Genomic DNA, 17,388 nt, shown 5'->3' on the forward strand with positions numbered 1-17,388 from the left:
GGTGCCTATGACGGAATATCTCTTACTGCTTGTCAGTACCGTATTGGTCAACAATTTCGTATTAGTACAGTTTTTGGGTCTGTGCCCCTTTATGGGTGTATCTAGCAAGTTGGATACCGCCGTTGGCATGTCGTTGGCCACCACCTTTGTACTAACCCTGGCCTCCGTCACTAGTTACCTGGTGAATCAATATATCCTGCTGCCTTTAGAGCTGACTTTTTTGCGCACCATGAGCTTTATCTTGGTGATCGCGGTCGTAGTGCAGTTTACCGAAATGGTAGTGCAAAAAACCTCGCCAACGCTGTACCGCTTGCTCGGTATCTTCTTACCCCTGATCACCACCAACTGTGCCGTGCTTGGGGTGGCATTATTAAATATCAAAGAGCAGCATAGTTTTGTCGAGTCGGCCGTCTACGGCTTCGGCGCTGCCGTGGGCTTTTCTCTGGTGTTGGTGCTGTTCGCCGCGATGCGTGAGCGCTTGGCCGGTGCCGATGTGCCGGTGCCCTTTAAAGGGGCGGCCATTGCCATGGTCACCGCCGGATTAATGTCGATGGCCTTTATGGGCTTTAGCGGATTAGTTAAGTTTTAATGATGATTTTATTTTACGCCCTTTGTGCAGTGGGCATCCTAGCGTTAGTGTTCGGCGTAATCCTCGGCTTTGCCGCGGTACGCTTTCGCGTTGAAAGCGACCCCATTGTCGAGCAAATTGATGCCATTTTGCCGCAAACCCAATGTGGTCAGTGCGGCTATCCCGGATGTCGTCCCTATGCGGAAGCCATCGCCAATGGTGATGAGGTCAACAAGTGCCCACCAGGCGGTGATGCCACGGTCAAAAAATTAGCGGACCTTATGGGCGTAGAAGCAACCCCGTTAGCCGGTGGTGAGCAGGCCGAACCAGAGAAAAAAGTAGCCTATATTCGCGAAGACGAATGTATTGGCTGTACCAAATGTATTCAGGCCTGTCCGGTCGATGCCATAGTCGGCGCCACACGACAGATGCACACGGTACTCATTGATGAATGTACCGGTTGTGATCTCTGTGTCGACCCTTGCCCAGTGGATTGCATCGACATGGTGCCTGTGGCACAAACCAAGCAAACGTGGAAATGGCAGTTGCAAGCCATCCCCGTGACACAAATTGATTAAGAGGTGCAGTGTTGGACTCTTTATTAGCTCGAATTAGTCGCGGACAACTATGGCCCAGCCCTGGTGGCGTGCACCCACCGGTGAACAAAAGCCAGTCAAACTCGCTGCCCATCCATATTTTGCCACTGCCACCACGTTTAGTTTTACCTGTAAAACAACATATCGGTGCTCAGGGACACCTGCTGGTAAATGTTCATGAGCAGGTACTTAAGGGTCAGGCGTTAACCAAACCTCATGCCAACTGGTCGGTACCGGTGCATGCACCTACGTCCGGTCGCATCATCGATATTACCCCAATGCCTTCGGCTCACCCATCGGCATTGCCGGAGCTCAGCATTATTATCGAACCCGATGGCGAAGACCGTTGGTGTGAGTTAGTGCCCCACCCTAACTACCGCGAGCTGACTGCAGAGCGCTTGGTAGACATACTGCATTTTGCCGGTATTTCAGGCATGGGCGGCGCTGGCTTCCCGACCTATATTAAGGCCTCAACCAAGCAACAAATCGATGTGCTGATCATTAATGGCGCCGAATGCGAGCCCTATATCAGCGCCGATGATGTGCTGATGCAAGCGCACAGTGAGGAAATCGTTCGCGGTATCGAGGTATTGCGCCATCTGTTGCAACCCAAGCTCACTCTTATCGCTATCGAAGACGACAAACCCAAGGCGATAGCAGCCATGGAGCAGGCCTGTGCCAATATTGACGATATGCAGGTACGCGCCATCCCCACCAAGTACCCATCCGGGGGGGAAAAACAGCTAATCCAAATTTTAACGTCAAAAGAAGTGCCTGCCGGCGGTATCCCCGCCGATATCGGCGTGCTGGTGCAAAACGTTGGCACCATGTACGCGATCCAGCAGGCGGTAGAGCTGGGTAAGCCACTTATTGAGCGTGTGGTCACAGTTACCGGCGACACGCTGGCCGAACAGCGAAACGTTTGGGCTTTACTGGGTACCGAGGTAAAACACCTGTTGACACAGCAAGGCTTCACCCCTGAGCCGATGCAAAGGGTGATCATGGGCGGTCCCATGATGGGCTTTACCCTACCCACGGTGCGCATTCCCGTGGTGAAAACCACTAACTGTATTTTGGCTCCAAGCGAAGCAGAAATGCCAATGCCTGGCGAAGAGCGCGCCTGTATTCGCTGCAGCGCCTGTGCCGACGCCTGCCCGGCCTCTCTGTTGCCGCAGCAGCTACAATGGTTTGCCAAAACCAAGGAATACAAAAAGCTCGAAGAGCACCAGTTATTTGATTGCATCGAGTGCGGTGCCTGTGCCTATGTCTGCCCCAGCGAAATTCCACTGGTGCAGTATTATCGTGTGGCCAAAGCGGAAATTCGCGAGCAGCAAATCGAACAGATCAAATCAGAGCGCGCCAAGGAGCGCTTTGAGGCCCGCAAAGAGCGCTTGGAGCGTGAACAAGAAGAGCGCCGTAACCGCCATAAGCGCCCTCGTCGCAGCACAGAGCAAGACAGTCAAAGCAAAGAGAAGGTGGCCGAGGCGCTGGCGCGAGTAAAACGCAAGCAAGCAGACAAGAGCGATGACAAAGACAAGGTCGCCGCTGCCATTGCCCGAGCGAAAGCGAAAAAGGCCGGCGAGCAACTTGAGCCGGATAACAGTGACGTAGCGCAGGAGCGCGCCGCACGCAAAGAACAGGCACGCCTGTATAAAGAGCAAAAGCAACAATCGGGCACCTCTGAGCCGGATGCAAAAGACGATAAAAAAGCCGCTGTGGCCGCAGCTATCGCTCGTGCCAAAGCAAAAAAAGCGGCGCAAGCCGAAGACGCTGACGCACCGGCGCAGGACGATAAAAAGGCCGCTGTAGCCGCAGCCATAGCTCGCGCCAAAGCAAAAAAGGCGGCGCAAGCCAAAGACGCCGATGCGCCAGCGCAGGACGATAAAAAGGCCGCCGTAGCCGCTGCCATAGCTCGTGCCAAAGCGAAGAAAGCGGCCAAGGCAGCCGAAGCCGGCGATACCCAGGCCGAAACAAGCGGTGATGTAACCACACCTGCGCCAGAGCAATCTCCTGAGGATAAAAAGAAAGCGGCCGTCGCAGCGGCGATCGCACGGGCTAAAGCGAAGAAGGCAGCGCAAGCCGCGGCCGAGCCTCCGACTGAGCAATATGCAGACGCTGACACGGCATCGTCAGAGGCGCAATCGCCCGAAGAAAAGAAAAAAGCTGCGGTTGCTGCGGCGATAGCCCGCGCCAAAGCGAAGAAAGCGGCCAAGGCAGCCGAAGCTGGCGATGACACAAACCCGCCTGCACCAGAGCAGTCTCCCGAAGATAAAAAGAAAGCGGCCGTCGCAGCCGCTATCGCTCGCGCCAAGGCCAAAAAAGCCGCCCGTGACGCGGCCAATAACTCAGATGATGAGGATCCCTCATGAAGCTCAATATGATGAGTTCACCTTATAAGCACAGCCACAAATCGCTCACCACAGTGATGCTGATGGTGGCCCTAGCAGCAGTGCCGGGAATATTGGCACAATGCTACTTTTTTGGTACCGGGGTGCTGATCCAACTGGTGTTAGCCCTGGTGTGTGTCACCCTGTTTGAAGCCGGTGTGCTGTATTTGCGCGGCCGCCCAGTCTGGCATACCCTGCAAGACGGCAGTGCCTGGTTGACGGGGCTGTTATTGGCGGTAAGTATTCCGCCATTAGCACCTTGGTGGGTGATAGTGCTCGGCTGCTTCTTCGCCATCGTGTTTGTAAAGCAGCTTTATGGTGGTTTGGGCGGCAACCTCTTTAATCCGGCCATGGCGGGCTATGTATTGCTGCTGGTGTCTTTCCCTGTGCAAATGACCTCCTGGTTACCGCCGGCGGAGTTAATGCACCATCAAGTTAGCCTAGTCGATGAGCTGGCCATGATTTTTAGTAACTACACTCAAAGCGGATACAGCTTAGAGCAACTGCGCTCCAACGTAGATGGCATTACCATGGCCACCCCCTTGGATACCTTACGGACCGATGTCAGCCATGGTTTGACCGTGGCCGAGAGCATGACAAAGCCTGTTTTTACCGAGACCGCCGGCTTGGGTTGGCAATGGGTTAACGCCGCTTATTTACTTGGTGGCTTGTTGTTACTGCAACAGCGGGTGATCAATTGGCACATTCCGGTGGCCATGCTCGGTGCCCTGTCGCTGTGTGCCAGCATCGGCTATATCTTCGATTCGGGCAATCAACCCGGCTTAGCATTTCATCTGCTTAGCGGAGCCACCATGCTGGGTGCCTTTTTCATCGCCACGGATCCGGTGTCAGCATCCACGACTAATCGCGGTCGCCTGATTTACGGCGCCGCCATCGGCGTAATCGTCTACCTGATCCGCAGCTTCGGTGGCTATCCGGATGCGGTGGCTTTTGCCGTACTCTTGATGAACATGGCGGTACCTCTGATTGACCATTACACACAACCACGCACCTATGGGCATGGAGCAAAATCATGATTGTCTCATCTATGGTCAAAAATGGCGCTATTTTGACGGCCTTCGCGTTGGTGACAACCGGTGCGGTTACCTTGGTACAGCAGTTCACCGCGCCTAAGATTGCCATCCAAGAGAAAAAACAACTACAGGGTCTGCTGCATCAGGTACTGCCCGAGTCCGCCTATGATAACGAGTTGTATCTTGACTGCACCCAGGTACGCAGTCAGGAGCTGGGGCCACATCCTAGCTACACGGTCTACCGGGCACGCAAGCAAGGTGAGGTGGTGGCCTTAGTGATGCAAAGCACGGCACCGAATGGCTACAGCGGCAATATCGAGCTGCTCAGCGCTATCTACCCCGACGGTAAGGTTGCGGGCGTGCGTGTAACCAAACACAACGAAACCCCAGGACTCGGCGATAAGATTGAAGCCAAACGCAGTAACTGGATCAACAGCTTTAGTTCTCAGCAGGTGCGCAGCCAGGACGACCGCCGTTGGGCGGTGAAAAAAGACGGCGGTACCTTTGATCAGTTTACCGGGGCCACCATAACCCCGCGCGCCGTGGTCGGTGCGGTAAAAAACACCGTCCTTTATGCACAGCATAATTTCAACACCCTGGCCCAAGCGGACAATAGCTGCAACCCGGGAGAGTCATCATGAGTGATTACAAAACCCTTTTTAAAGACGGTGTCTGGGCTAATAACCCGGCCCTAGTGCAACTGCTTGGCCTGTGTCCGCTGCTGGCGGTGAGCAGCACCATCACCAATGCTCTCGGGCTTGGCATAGCCACCCTGTTGGTATTAGTGGGTTCAAATGTCACCGTGTCCCTGGTACGCAACTGGGTGCCAAAAGACATACGTATTCCCGTATTTGTTATGATCATTGCCGCCTTCGTCACCATCATTCAATTGTTGATGAATGCCTTTACCTTCGGCCTGTATCAATCACTGGGGATTTTCATTCCCTTGATCGTAACCAACTGCGCCATTATCGGTCGTGCCGAGGCATTTGCTTCAAAGAATAACGCCCTGCTCAGCGCCTGGGATGGCTTGATGATGGGCTTTGGTTTTGCACTGATTTTGTGTGTCCTTGGCGCCATGCGCGAATTGATTGGCCAAGGCACCTTGTTCGATGGGGCCGACCTGCTACTGGGGCCCTGGGCACAGAGCCTGCGCATGGACATCATTCATTTTGATCATCAATTTTTGCTGGCCATCTTACCCCCAGGTGCCTTTATCGGTTTGGGCTTGCTGATTGCCGCTAAAAACCTGATTGACGCGCAGTTAAAGGCGAAACAACTGGCACCGAATGTCGAGCAGGTGAAAGGGCCTCGAGCTCGGGTCACCAGCTTAGACTAGCGCTCGGCGGCGCAGCTTAACAACCATAAGGGCAGAACATGAATAAAGAAAAACGACGCCTGATTTTAGAGCGTTTACGCGAAGCCAATCCTCATCCAGAAACAGAGCTGGAATACAGCTCGCCGTTTGAGCTGCTGGTTGCCGTTACCTTGTCTGCGCAGGCTACGGATGTGGGCGTTAACAAAGCCACCCGCAAGCTTTTTCCACGCGCCAATACGCCACAAGCGATTCTTGATTTAGGCCTAGAAGAGTTGCGCGAAGCCATTAAAACCATCGGCCTGTTCAACTCTAAAGCCAATAATGTCTACAAAATGTGCCAAATTCTGGTTGAGCAGCATGGCGGCGAAGTACCGGAAAATCGCGAGGCCTTAGAAGCCCTTCCCGGCGTAGGCAGAAAAACCGCCAACGTGGTCCTTAACACCGCCTTTGGCTGGCCGACCATAGCCGTGGACACCCATATCTTTCGCGTTTCCAACCGTACCAAGTTTGCCATGGGTAAAGACGTGGTGGCGGTTGAGCAAAAGCTGGAAAAAGTGGTGCCCAAAGAGTTTAAGGTCGATGTGCACCACTGGCTTATTCTCCATGGCCGTTACACCTGTGTGGCGCGTAAACCGCGCTGTGGTAGCTGTATTATCGAAGACCTATGTGAATTTAAGTACAAGACCGAATAGCTCAATAAAAAGCTTAGTAGCGGCAATCGTCAGGCCCTTTTCACTAATCCAGCTCGGTGAGTCCCAAACTGATCGCCGCTTTAATCAAGCCGGCAAGATCATGAATGCCTAGCCTGTTCATAATTGAGCTGCGGTGAGCCTCAACGGTTTTTAAACTGACATTGAGTTGGTTAGCGATGTACTTGGACGAGTGCCCTTCTGCCACTAATTGCAATACCTGCCTTTGCCGCGGTGTAAGCAGCTCTTCTTGCTCCGCATCCATGTACTCTAAAACATCTTCTACGGCCTGGGCACAAATGCCTTTTGATAAATAGCGCTCATGCTTCATCACCGAATTAATGGCCACCAGCAACTCTTCAAAGGCAGAGTCTTTCAACACATAGCCATTGGCCCCGTTGAGCCAGGCTCGGGCAACATACTTTGGCCAGTGATGCATGGAGAGCATGATTATTTTGCCCTTGAATCCCGCCTTTCGTGCACTGGCAACCACATCCAAACCATTCATCGTTGGCAGCGTTACATCCAGCAGGGCCAATGCAGGCCGCTGTTCGAGGATCAACGCCAGCGCGCCATCGCCGGACCCAGTTTCCAGCACGGGGATCTCTGGAAATTGTTGTTGAATCAAGCTCTTTAAACCCGAGCGTACCAATTCATGATCATCCGCCATGACCAAGCTTTCTATCGCTGTCATTGTAATGGGATCCTTGCTTTGATTTTGCAGCCTTTGTGACGCCCTGCGTTAATAATTAAATCGCCCTTAACCTGGTATAAGCGCTCGCGCATCCCCAGTAAGCCAAGATGCTTGCCGCTGCGAATACATTGCTCAATATCTTTTAGCTCGATGCCGACGCCATTATCGGCCACCGTCAGTACCAGGTGCTCTCGCACCCGCGTCACACTCACCTCTATGGTACTGGCGTTGGCGTGCTTCAAGGCATTATTCACCGCCTCTTGAATCACCCTGAAGGCCAGTTCACCGTGGCGGCTAATGCTTGACTCCAGATCTGGCTGTAAATACACACAGAGCCGTGTGTTGGTTCGCTTTTGTAGCTCTATAAAGTATCTGTCCAATGCCGCAAACAGCCCTAATTCATCGAGCATGGGTGGTCGCAGAGACTGGGTTAAATCACGTGTTTGGCTGATAATTTTATCAAGCAAGGAAACGCTCCCCGCGACTTGAGCACACACGGCGGGGCTTTGCTGTTGCAAGTTAAGCATTTGCAGACCGAGTTTGCACGCCGTCAGGTTTTGCCCTATTTCATCGTGCAATTCCCGGGATATGTGCCGTCTTTCTTGCTCCTTTGCCTGCTGCTTTAACGCTTGTAAACGCAATAAATCCTGATTGCGCTGATGCAGCCTTTGGGTGCGCATTTTGTGCCACCACCACATGGCAACAAGCGTCCCACAGACTAGGAATAAAACAAACCAGGGTGTTTGCCACCAGTGTGGGTTTACCTTCACAAGCAGGGGCTTGCTGTATTGCCATCGGCCGGTGAAATCTCGACTACGAACCTGGATTTGGTAACTCCCCGCAGACAAATGGTGCAGCAAGAATTGTTGGGTCGCACCAATGGCTTGCCAGGCCTCATGGGCACTGAGTCGATACTCATATTCCTTCGTGCCTACGCCATAATCCAACAAGGCAAAATCGAGTTCGATGATGCTTCTTGGGCCCACCGACAAGGAACTATTGGTGGTGATCTTCAACGTCTTGTCTTCTTGCTTCACCTTCGCATTTAAAAGCAGCGCATGTTCAACGTCTGCAGGCATTTTTGTATGCTTGTTAATTCGTATCACGCCCTCGAGTCCACCGAAGAAAAGCGCATTCTCGTTTTGAGCACTGGCATGGGCATTGAATTGGGGGGGGCCTACCAACTCATCGATGGGATAATTGACAACATCACTACGGCTTTGACTTAGCCTTGAAAGTCCCTTGGCGGTGGCTAGCCAAACACTGCCATCACTGTCTTCCTCAATGGCCAAAATAATGTTTGAGTTTAAGCCCTGCTCCTCGGTGACATTGTGCAGGCTGGTGCCTGAACTCGTATTCGTATTCGTTACCTCAAATACCCCACCACCTCGAGTTGCAAACATGATGTTGCCATTACTCAACTTAGCGATTGATGTCACATTAAAATGTGATGCGCTGCCACTGAGCGAGTCTATGTGTTCACATTTTAAGGGTTTGATCTCACACCGACTGAGGCCATTGGAGCGGGTACCTACCCAGAGATAGCGTCCATCCCTTTGTAACGTCGTGACATAGTCGCCACTGAGCCCCGAGTTTGGCACTTCACGCTCGCCAAAGCCTATCAAGAGCTTCGATTTTCCCGACCAAAGCATCAAACCTAAACCACCACTGCCAAACCAGACATCGCCTTTGTCGTCTATGTGTAAGGCGTTCACATAGCCAATCTCTGTCTGCCGATAGCGAGGAATTTTCAGCAACTGCTCGGTATTCAAGTCGATAGCCCATAACCCCACCGTGGTGCCCAAATAAAGCCTATTTCGCTCGGTATCAAAATCAACGGCCAGGATCCCGACTTTGGCTATTTCTGGGTAGTATTCTCGTAGACGCCGGAACTGAGCGGCGGATATCCCTTGAACGCTTCCTTTGTCAATTCTCATCAATGACTCATCGCCTTGGGTCACCATCAAGCCAGCACCAAAGCTACCAAATACAGCGTCTCCATTGTCAACAATATCCACACTGGTGATATTGGTCAGGTCGCCCATCACATCCGTGCGCATTAGCCGTGCGTCGAGGTCGTTATAATTAATCCTTGAGCTATATAGGCCCTTACTTAAAGTGGCTATAAACAGCTGGGATTCGTATAAGGCCAAACTATAAATGGGCACCGCGGGCGTCTGCAGACGGGAACCCAACTCGCTCGGATTAGCGGCGCTCAGTGAAGCCGTTTGAATATCATAGACGAAGACACCGTCATTGAGCGTGGAGACAAAGACTTTGCTCTCATCTAACACCAAGTCGGTCACGGTTCCGAGCTCTTGTCCTGGTTCAGACGAAAGAGTCACCGGTTCTAGTTGCTTACTGGGGTAGTGATAGCGATACAGGCCGGTACGCGTGGCAAATAAGAACTGCTCTGATGACAACTGTCTGACCGCAAACACCCCATCACTGTTTTTATATGTGGTGTAACGACTCAACCAGATTTGTTCAAAGTTATCCTGCTCGGGGTTATAGACAGACACTCCCCCGCCTAGGGTCGCGACCCATACCCTTTGGCTATCATCGACAAATAACGAATAGCCGTAGTTAGCGGAAACACTCTGAGGGTCATTTGCTTTATGAAAATACCTCTTAAACGTACCACTTTGAATATCAAAGAGATTCAGACCATTTTGCGTGCTCACCCAGGCGCGGTCCTTGTCGACAAAGGCGACATCATAGACGGAGTCATTGGACAAAGAATTGGGCGAAGATGTTTGCCTAAAGTGCCGTACAGAACCCGTTTTTGGGTCAAAGATATTGAGCCCACCCGAGTTGGTGGCTATCCATATATTGTCGTACATATCAACGGCTAAGGAGCGTATATCATCGTCGGACAAGCCATCCTCAGAAGAAATATGCTGCAGGCGGCTACCATCATAGCGATACAGCCCTTCCCGAGAAGCCAACCACATCACTCCTTGGCTATCGAATTCAATATCGATTATTGAACCCAGATCAATGCCGACATGATGAAAACTTAGACTCGCAAAAGCACTTTGAATACTCAGTGTAATGACAAAAAATGCAACAAACTTCAATATTTTTTCTACAAAAAAAACAATCGAGAAACAATACCGCGCCCATAGATCCGGGGTCAAGAGGCTAAATTCGGTACATTTCATACTAGGGTTTCCCCTAATACCCTCCCGAAAACCAAGTTGTTATAACCCTAAAAGGTGAATGCTTATTCACCACCAACAATAACAATCATCTAATCAACAGGATGGAAAAATGAAACGTCATAACAAGGTTTTTGCTAAAACTGCTTTAGCTACCTTAACCGCAATGTATGTAGCGAGCCTTGGTGCTACGACCTTGCCTTCAGCGCCTAATTCGGCACTAAAAGTAGATAAAATCGAATTTAACTCTCAAGCCATTGCAGCCCGTATGGAAGCGCAAAAGGCCAATATTGAAGAGCCATCACTGCTTCAGGGTAATGGTCGTAATGTGATGATTCGACCACCCCAAAAATTTGTTGCCGGGCCTGATGATGCTCCTTCGCATACCTATTTAATTCGCCTTCGCGATACGCCGGCTGCCCTGCATAAAGAGCTGCAACAAGACGGTTCACAAACCGCCTTATTTGCTGACAATACGCTCGGCGCACGCCAGCAAAATCCACTGGCCAAGCCTGAGGTGGCGAACTACATTGACTCGTTGAAGCATAAACAAACAAGTTTCGTTTCAAGCGTTAAGCGCCAAACCGGTATCAATATCGCGGTCGAGCATAGTTTTCAAATTGCTATCAATGGTATTGCCTCACATTTAAGCACCGCCGATGCAGAGCGCCTTTCGAAGCTGCCAGAAGTAGCCAGCGTGCGCGCGGTACAAACCTATGATCTACTGACGGATACCAGCCACGGACGCATTGGCACAAAAGAGGCATGGGCAAACACTCAGTATGGCTCCAGCACGGGCCTAAAGGGTGAAGGCATGCTCGTAGGTGTCGTTGATACGGGTATTAATCCAGATCACCCTATGTTCCAAGCCACGGGTGATGACGGCTATACCGTAATGAACCCACTGGGCAGTGGCAACTACCTTCACGATTGTAAAATCGACGGCTATGAAGACCTGTGTAATGACAAACTTATTGGTATTTGGTCACACCCAGATATTACCTCGGCCTACAGCGACCCAGAAGCGGGACCTTACGGTGAAACTCGTCCTGAAGTGGGCTTGGACTTCAATGGCCATGGCTCCCATACCGCAAGTACCGCCGCGGGTAACATCGTATATAACGTAAAACATAAACTGCCTGCACTGGCTGCTACCTCACAGGGCATTGAGACAGGTATTACGTTAGACCAAGTATCCGGTGTGGCTCCTCATGCCAACATTATTTCATACCAGGCCTGTTTACCCGGTCAGGTCGGTGCCTTGGATAAATACATCGGCTGTCCAACCGTACCCCTGGTTGCCGCAATTGAACAAGCAATCATTGATGGCGTAGACGTTATTAACTACTCGATCTCCGGTGGTTGGGATCCCCACAACGACGACGTGGAGCTGGCCTTCTTAGCCGCTCATGAAGCGGGCATAAACGTGTCGGCCTCTGCCGGTAACGCGGGAACCTATCGCTCCGTGCAGCACGTCTCTCCTTGGGTACTCTCCGTAGGCTCAACACAAACGGGCCGTTCGTTTTCCATCGCCCAATCATCTCGCGCTATTAACCTAGAGGGAGGCATTACCCCTCCTCGCAGCTGGCGTACGGATATCTACGGGACATTCTTAAGTGACATTACGGGCCCTGTGGTACTGGCCTCTGATTATGGCAACGAATTCTGTGAACAGCCCTTTGCCAACACCTTTACCAATGGTGAAATCGTGTTCTGCGCCCGCTCCGACAGCAATAGTGAAAATGGCTCCCTCGCCAACAAAGTAAAGCATGCTAAAGACGCAGGTGCTGCGGCTGTAGTTGTTTACAATACCGAGTCATCAAACACCAACATGCACTATACCTTGGAAACTGACATTCCACTTGGCATGACACCTCTAAGCAACGCTAACGAATTTGTCGCTTGGTTGAGTGAAGGTGCTGATCACCGCTTAACGATCCCTAAATCAAATAACACCATTAAGCATAGAGAAAACATGGTCGATGCCATGTCTATGTTCAGCTCAATCGGTCATGCAGCTGTGCCTCAGTACCGTGAAGCAACGGCACCTGGTATTGCCGCTCCGGGTTCGGATATCCTTGCCGCAGACACAACAGATCAACCCTTCACCTATGGTGCTCAGGTTGCGATTGGCTCAATTGGGCCGGCAGATTACGGTGTTAAAAGTGGTACTTCCATGGCCAGCCCGCATATTGCCGGTGCTATGACACTCGTGCGTCAAGCACATCCCGAGTGGTCCCCATCCGAGGTGATGTCTGCCATTCAGCTCACTGCCAATGATGATGTAAAAAATGCGTTGGGCCGCTATGACAACATTCACCCTTGGTTCCATGGCTCGGGTATTGCCCAAGTTGATAAAGCAATCAATGCGGGCCTTATCATGCATGTACCGGTTGAGCACTATCAGCTTACTAACCCATATGGCGGTGGCAACTTAGGTGCATTAAACACCCCTAATATGGTGGACGAACGCTGTTTCTATCGCTGTAACTGGATCCGAGAAGTTACGGCAACGGTCGATGGCACTTGGGATGTGAGCACGATTACCGATGAATACAGTGTCCATGTCGATGTTGAACCTAAGCAATTTACCCTGAAAAAAGGTGAGACGCAGCGCTTGTCGATCACGGGCAGCTGGCAAAATGCTCAAAGTATTACCGACAGTGCCCGCGGTGCCACGGTATTTGGCAAGGTACAGTTAATTGCTCAAGACCCTGCCGTGCCTGTGTCGCAAATGAATGTGGAAATGTCTCTGGACAGTGGCAAGCTGCCTGAGATCGTTGAATTTACTTCACACACGGATGCACCCACCTTCCGCTTGGATAACCAGCCACTTGGTAAAGCCACGGCACCACAGGTGACTGTGTATGAGCCGGTGCAAGCGAATATCGAAGAGCTATTGCTTAAAGAGCTGCCAAATGGCAATGGCTCTGAAATGTTCCCAGTTAAACAAGATACGTCGAGTGAAACGCTTCACGTTTCTTGGGTGGATGTACCTGAAGATGCGGTTCGCTTTATCGCCGAACATGTCAGCTCTGGTCCGGCAACGGTTGAAGACGAGCTTAACGCAGACAAAGGTAATATCAGTATTTACGTGGGTATCGACGCTAACGGCGACAACCAGGTTCAATACGACGATGAAGTTATCTGTAGGTCTACGGTTAAAAACGCCGAAGTGACCGAGTTCTGTAATATTCCTTATCCAGACGCCGGCAAATACTGGGTAGTTTGGGAAGAAAACAACCAGAACAAGTGGTATTGGCGCGGCAAAGAAGATGCCTGGTTCCCGCACAAGGTAGCGACGGCCGTGGTGCTTGGTAACAAGGCTGAGAATGCCGAGGGCTCGGTCAGTGCCGTGACAGATTCTGAAGTACTGTCTGATATCACCGTTAAATTTAACAACTTTGAGCAGCAAACGGGTGAGCGTCACTACGGTGCCATTGAGCTGGGCTCGGACAGCCAAAACCCGGATAACCTTGGTTTAGTATCGATCAACGTTAATCGCGGTGATGATGTGGTCAGCTTCCATAGCGATAAAGCGCGGGCTATTGCCGGTGATAAAATCGCCTTCGAACTGGATGTGCTGCCGAATGTTTCTGGCGGTGACCGCACCTTCAACATCAGTGCTGAGTTACCAGAAGGCTTGACCTTGGATGATGTGTATCTATCAAACAATGGCTTCATCACAGGCGAAGTAGCAATTGAGGGCAATAGCTTTGTGGTCTCTGGCGTGCAAAACAACAGCCAAGGCCGCAAGTCCATGTACCATATCACCGACTCCATTACCGATCAGTCATGTAAGACGCCGGTAGGAAACGGTGGCTATATCGACCTGCTCTCTTACGGTATTCAACCTGAGCCCAGCGCCCCGGTTATTCCATTGGACGGCGCATGGCAAATCCCCTTCTCGACACTCTTTACCGATAAAGAAAAAGACGAGCAATTTGCGCTGTTCCACAACTATGAGTTTGGTAATGCGTCAGATAGCCTCTACATTCACCCAACCGGTGCAATTGACTTTGATGGCGCAGTCACATTGAGCTACCGCTTTGCCGCTGACAACTTTAACAGTCCGGCGCAACTGATGGGGGCATTCTGGTATAACCGCTTCCACCCTGTGATGGCTAAAGAAATGGCGTGGGGCGCACCTTACCAAGTGAACGATGCTGAGGGTAACGCCCTGCCCGAAAGTGAGGTTGCGGGTATTACGGTTACTCGACTTGTCGACCCAGGAACCGGCTCAGGTACGCACGTAGTCGTTGAGTGGGACAACCTGCAACATATGCAAGGTAAAAATGGCTGTGATTACTTCAGTTGCGGTCTTGATTTTGAGTATGAACCACTCGAAGGCAATGATATGCGAGTGGATGCCCAGGCAATTATTGCCCGTGGCTACGACCACTCCCCTGGTGCCTATGAAGTTATTTACGCCTATGACAACCTGCACTTTGAAGATTGGAACGGTAACGGCACGGGTATCCAAGCCGGTCTCGGTGTGATGGAATTTGCTTCTGCCGGTATTCGTGGCTTCCGTGGGCCAATGGACCAACGCTCGCCATTCTACGGTTGGACAAACCAGAGTATCGTTCCTTGGGATGACAACTATGGCTTACTTGATGAGTATCTCAAGGATGACATGGTGGTGTGCCTTGATTACGATGGCCCGGAAGTGACCGCGTTCAAAGTACACATAGTTGCCAGCTCAAATGCCCATTCTATTGGTCAAGACTTTGATGTAACAGTGAATGCTGACATCGAAGGTGAACCTATGATGGCAATGAGCAAAACGATTAGTTTCCCATCGAATATCACTTTGTTCTCTATCGACGATGTAACGACGATGGAAGAGCAAACGGTGAGCGGTATTCGTGTCGACTATATGGATAACGACAATGTGTCTAACACCATCTCCGTTAGCGGTGAAGGCTTCACGGCCACAGTAAATGGCCACCAAAGCGGTTCAACCATAGATATTACACCGGATCCGGACTTCAGTGGTGAAACGCAAGTAACGGTGAAAGTGAGCGATAACAACTACCCAACGGATGCTATGAGCACCACATTTATGCTCAATGTCGAGGCCGTCAATGACGCGCCGACGGCACAGGCAAGTGCAAACAGCACGCAAGTTGTTGAAGGCTCAAGCATCACCTTGTCCGCTGGTGCAGCCGATGTGGATGGTGATGAATTGTCTTACCTGTGGGAAGGTCCTGGCTCGATTGCAGATAGCGCTGCAGCCACTACCTCGGTAAGTGATTTAAGCGTAGGCACTCATACCTTCACTGTCACCGTTTCCGATGGCACAGAAGAAGTAACCTCAAGCGTCACTGTGACGGTAACCGAGCAAATTGAGGCAGTCAATCACGCCCCGACGGCAGAGGCGAGTGTAAACAGCGCTCAAGTTGTTGAAGGCTCAAGTATCACCTTGTCCGCTGGCGCAGCAGATGTGGACGGTGATGAATTGTCTTACCTGTGGGAAGGTCCTGGCTCAATTGCAGACCAAACTGCAGCCACTACGTCGGTAAGTGGTTTGAGCGTTGGTACTCATACCTTCACTGTTACCGTTTCCGATGGCACAGAAGAAGTAACCTCAAGCGTCAATGTGACGGTAACCGAGCAAAGTACGGTTGCAGAGAAAAAGAGTTCAAGTGGTTCATTTGCCTGGCTCATGCTACTGCTTCCTTTTGCTTGGCTGCGCCGTCAAAAGGCCTAACATCATAAGCCCGACACTAAGTTAGTGTTAACCCATGCCGCTCAATCCTGAGCGGCATTTTTGTATTTATGGCACCGCTTTGTTGTCCAATTGGCGGTTGTGGCCCCTGAGGTTTAACGTTAAAGTAGCCGGTTATTATGCTGTGTGCTATCGGGAGCTTTGCTGATAAGCCCATGGCGTCTTTTCATATATGCAATGTAAGGTGGCATCATGCGCTTATTACACACCATGTTACGCGTGGGCAATTTAGAACGTTCAATTGAGTTTTACACGCAAGTTTTAGGGATGAAGGAGCTGCGCCGAGCAGACAATGAAGAATATCGCTATACCCTGGCCTTTGTTGGCTATGGTGAGGAGAAAGACCATACCGTGCTTGAGCTGACATACAACTGGGATCAGGATAGCTACGAACTGGGCACGGCCTATGGCCATATCGCTATCGAGTATGATGATATTTACAAGGCGTGTGACGATATTCGCGCCGCAGGTGGGGTCATTAGTCGTGAGCCGGGTCCGGTAAAGGGGGGCACCACGGAAATCGCTTTTGTGAAAGACCCCGATGGTTATGCCATCGAACTTATTCAGAAAAAAGAATACACCAGCTTCTAATCTAAAAAACGGCGGTTACCTAACCAGGTTGCACCGCCGTTTTTAACAGCCAGTTATTTAACAAGGAGAGCAAGGTCTGATCCTCGATGGGTATGGCTAAGGGCGATACATAATTGAGGGCTTGACGCATGACGTGAGAATTAAGTTAGGTTGGTCGGCAAAGACCGAAAGTCCACCAGATATGGCTTTTAGATAGATATTAAAATTTGATAAGAATAGGAAAAGAGTGGCGTCCCCTAGGGGATTCGAACCCCTGTTACCGCCGTGAAAGGGCGGTGTCCTAGGCCTCTAGACGAAGGGGACAAAAATTTGCATTTCGAAGCATTGCTTCGATGAATTTTTGTAAGTGCGACTGCCGAGCCAAGGAGGCTGAGCGGCCTAATTACAAAAACACATGCTTTTGTCACTAGGACTGGTTATTTAGACTCTTACCATACGAGTTAAGTGGCGTCCCCTAGGGGATTCGAACCCCTGTTACCGCCGTGAAAGGGCGGTGTCCTAGGCCTCTAGACGAAGGGGACACAAAGTGTGTCACTAGGACTGGTTATTTAAACTCTTACCATACGAGTTAAGTGGCGTCCCCTAGGGGATTCGAACCCCTGTTACCGCCGTGAAAGGG

11 protein-coding genes and 2 tRNA genes are annotated in these 17,388 nt (G+C 51.1%); 9 read left to right on the plus strand and 4 right to left on the minus strand.

The genetic code is table 11. The features are described from left to right. Positions 1 to 7: 7 nt before the first annotated feature. The 7 genes from rsxA to nth are packed head-to-tail and all read left to right on the plus strand — an operon-like array spanning position 8 to position 6,595. Positions 8 to 589 (plus strand): electron transport complex subunit RsxA, encoded by a 582-nt coding sequence (gene rsxA / locus C2M29_RS13945; protein ID WP_105190380.1) that lies wholly within the window; start codon positions 8 to 10, stop codon positions 587 to 589. A 2-nt stretch (positions 590 to 591) separates the two neighbouring features. Beyond that, positions 592 to 1,146: an electron transport complex subunit RsxB gene (gene rsxB, locus C2M29_RS13950; protein ID WP_105190674.1), complete on the plus strand. Its 555-nt coding sequence runs from the start codon at positions 592 to 594 to the stop codon at positions 1,144 to 1,146. Positions 1,147 to 1,157: 11 nt separating this feature from the next. Beyond that, positions 1,158 to 3,533, plus strand: coding sequence for an electron transport complex subunit RsxC (gene rsxC / locus C2M29_RS13955; protein WP_105190675.1), 2,376 nt, complete (start codon positions 1,158 to 1,160; stop codon positions 3,531 to 3,533). Then, a complete protein-coding gene (gene rsxD / locus C2M29_RS13960) occupies positions 3,530 to 4,588 on the plus strand; it encodes an electron transport complex subunit RsxD (protein ID WP_105190381.1) in 1,059 nt (352 codons plus the stop codon). Before rsxC ends, rsxD begins: the two co-directional genes overlap by 4 nt. After that, the gene (rsxG, locus tag C2M29_RS13965; protein ID WP_105190382.1) at positions 4,585 to 5,226 is read left to right on the plus strand and encodes an electron transport complex subunit RsxG; all 642 of its coding nucleotides are present in this window, start codon (positions 4,585 to 4,587) and stop codon (positions 5,224 to 5,226) included. Before rsxD ends, rsxG begins: the two co-directional genes overlap by 4 nt. After that, positions 5,223 to 5,924, plus strand: coding sequence for an electron transport complex subunit E (locus C2M29_RS13970; protein ID WP_105190383.1), 702 nt, complete (start codon positions 5,223 to 5,225; stop codon positions 5,922 to 5,924). The genes rsxG and C2M29_RS13970 overlap by 4 nt, the downstream gene beginning before the upstream one ends. A gap of 38 nt (positions 5,925 to 5,962) precedes the next feature. Continuing rightward, the gene (gene nth / locus C2M29_RS13975; RefSeq protein ID WP_105190384.1) at positions 5,963 to 6,595 is read left to right on the plus strand and encodes an endonuclease III; all 633 of its coding nucleotides are present in this window, start codon (positions 5,963 to 5,965) and stop codon (positions 6,593 to 6,595) included. A gap of 43 nt (positions 6,596 to 6,638) precedes the next feature. On the opposite strand, the gene C2M29_RS13980 is transcribed toward nth, so the two are convergent. Both C2M29_RS13980 and C2M29_RS13985 read right to left on the minus strand, forming a co-directional pair. Next, the gene (locus tag C2M29_RS13980) at positions 6,639 to 7,286 is read right to left on the minus strand and encodes a response regulator (protein ID WP_105190385.1); all 648 of its coding nucleotides are present in this window, start codon (positions 7,284 to 7,286) and stop codon (positions 6,639 to 6,641) included. After that, on the minus strand, positions 7,283 to 10,450 hold the full coding sequence (locus tag C2M29_RS13985) for a ligand-binding sensor domain-containing protein (protein ID WP_105190386.1): 3,168 nt from the start codon (positions 10,448 to 10,450) through the stop codon (positions 7,283 to 7,285). Before C2M29_RS13985 ends, C2M29_RS13980 begins: the two co-directional genes overlap by 4 nt. Before the next feature lie 109 nt (positions 10,451 to 10,559). Between C2M29_RS13985 and C2M29_RS16845 the strand changes: the two genes are divergently transcribed. Continuing rightward, positions 10,560 to 16,160 (plus strand): S8 family serine peptidase, encoded by a 5,601-nt coding sequence (locus tag C2M29_RS16845; protein ID WP_105190387.1) that lies wholly within the window; start codon positions 10,560 to 10,562, stop codon positions 16,158 to 16,160. 210 nt (positions 16,161 to 16,370) lie between these two features. Beyond that, entirely contained in the window at positions 16,371 to 16,769 is a 399-nt protein-coding gene (gene gloA, locus C2M29_RS13995) for a lactoylglutathione lyase (RefSeq protein ID WP_105190388.1), read from the plus strand. A gap of 227 nt (positions 16,770 to 16,996) precedes the next feature. On the opposite strand, the gene C2M29_RS14000 is transcribed toward gloA, so the two are convergent. Next, positions 16,997 to 17,072, minus strand: a tRNA-Glu gene (locus tag C2M29_RS14000). Positions 17,073 to 17,214: 142 nt separating this feature from the next. Next, positions 17,215 to 17,290 (minus strand) — tRNA-Glu (locus tag C2M29_RS14005). Positions 17,291 to 17,388 lie beyond the last annotated feature (98 nt).

Source organism: Pseudoalteromonas sp. T1lg48 (assembly GCF_002964785.1).
In the GTDB taxonomy this organism is placed as follows: Bacteria; Pseudomonadota; Gammaproteobacteria; order Enterobacterales; family Alteromonadaceae; genus Pseudoalteromonas.

Excerpts from the sequence above, each read along its gene's own strand:
- C2M29_RS13970 (WP_105190383.1), top strand. The coding sequence starts at position 5,223 with ATGAGTGATTACAAAACCCTTTTTAAAGACGGTGTCTGGGCTAATAAC.
- C2M29_RS16845 (WP_105190387.1), top strand. The coding sequence starts at position 10,560 with ATGAAACGTCATAACAAGGTTTTTGCTAAAACTGCTTTAGCTACCTTA.
- gloA (WP_105190388.1), top strand. The coding sequence starts at position 16,371 with ATGCGCTTATTACACACCATGTTACGCGTGGGCAATTTAGAACGTTCA.
- nth (WP_105190384.1), top strand. The coding sequence starts at position 5,963 with ATGAATAAAGAAAAACGACGCCTGATTTTAGAGCGTTTACGCGAAGCC.
- C2M29_RS13980 (WP_105190385.1), bottom strand. The coding sequence starts at position 7,286 with ATGACAGCGATAGAAAGCTTGGTCATGGCGGATGATCATGAATTGGTA.
- rsxD (WP_105190381.1), top strand. The coding sequence starts at position 3,530 with ATGAAGCTCAATATGATGAGTTCACCTTATAAGCACAGCCACAAATCG.
- C2M29_RS13985 (WP_105190386.1), bottom strand. The coding sequence starts at position 10,450 with ATGAAATGTACCGAATTTAGCCTCTTGACCCCGGATCTATGGGCGCGG.
- rsxB (WP_105190674.1), top strand. The coding sequence starts at position 592 with ATGATTTTATTTTACGCCCTTTGTGCAGTGGGCATCCTAGCGTTAGTG.
- rsxA (WP_105190380.1), top strand. The coding sequence starts at position 8 with ATGACGGAATATCTCTTACTGCTTGTCAGTACCGTATTGGTCAACAAT.
- rsxG (WP_105190382.1), top strand. The coding sequence starts at position 4,585 with ATGATTGTCTCATCTATGGTCAAAAATGGCGCTATTTTGACGGCCTTC.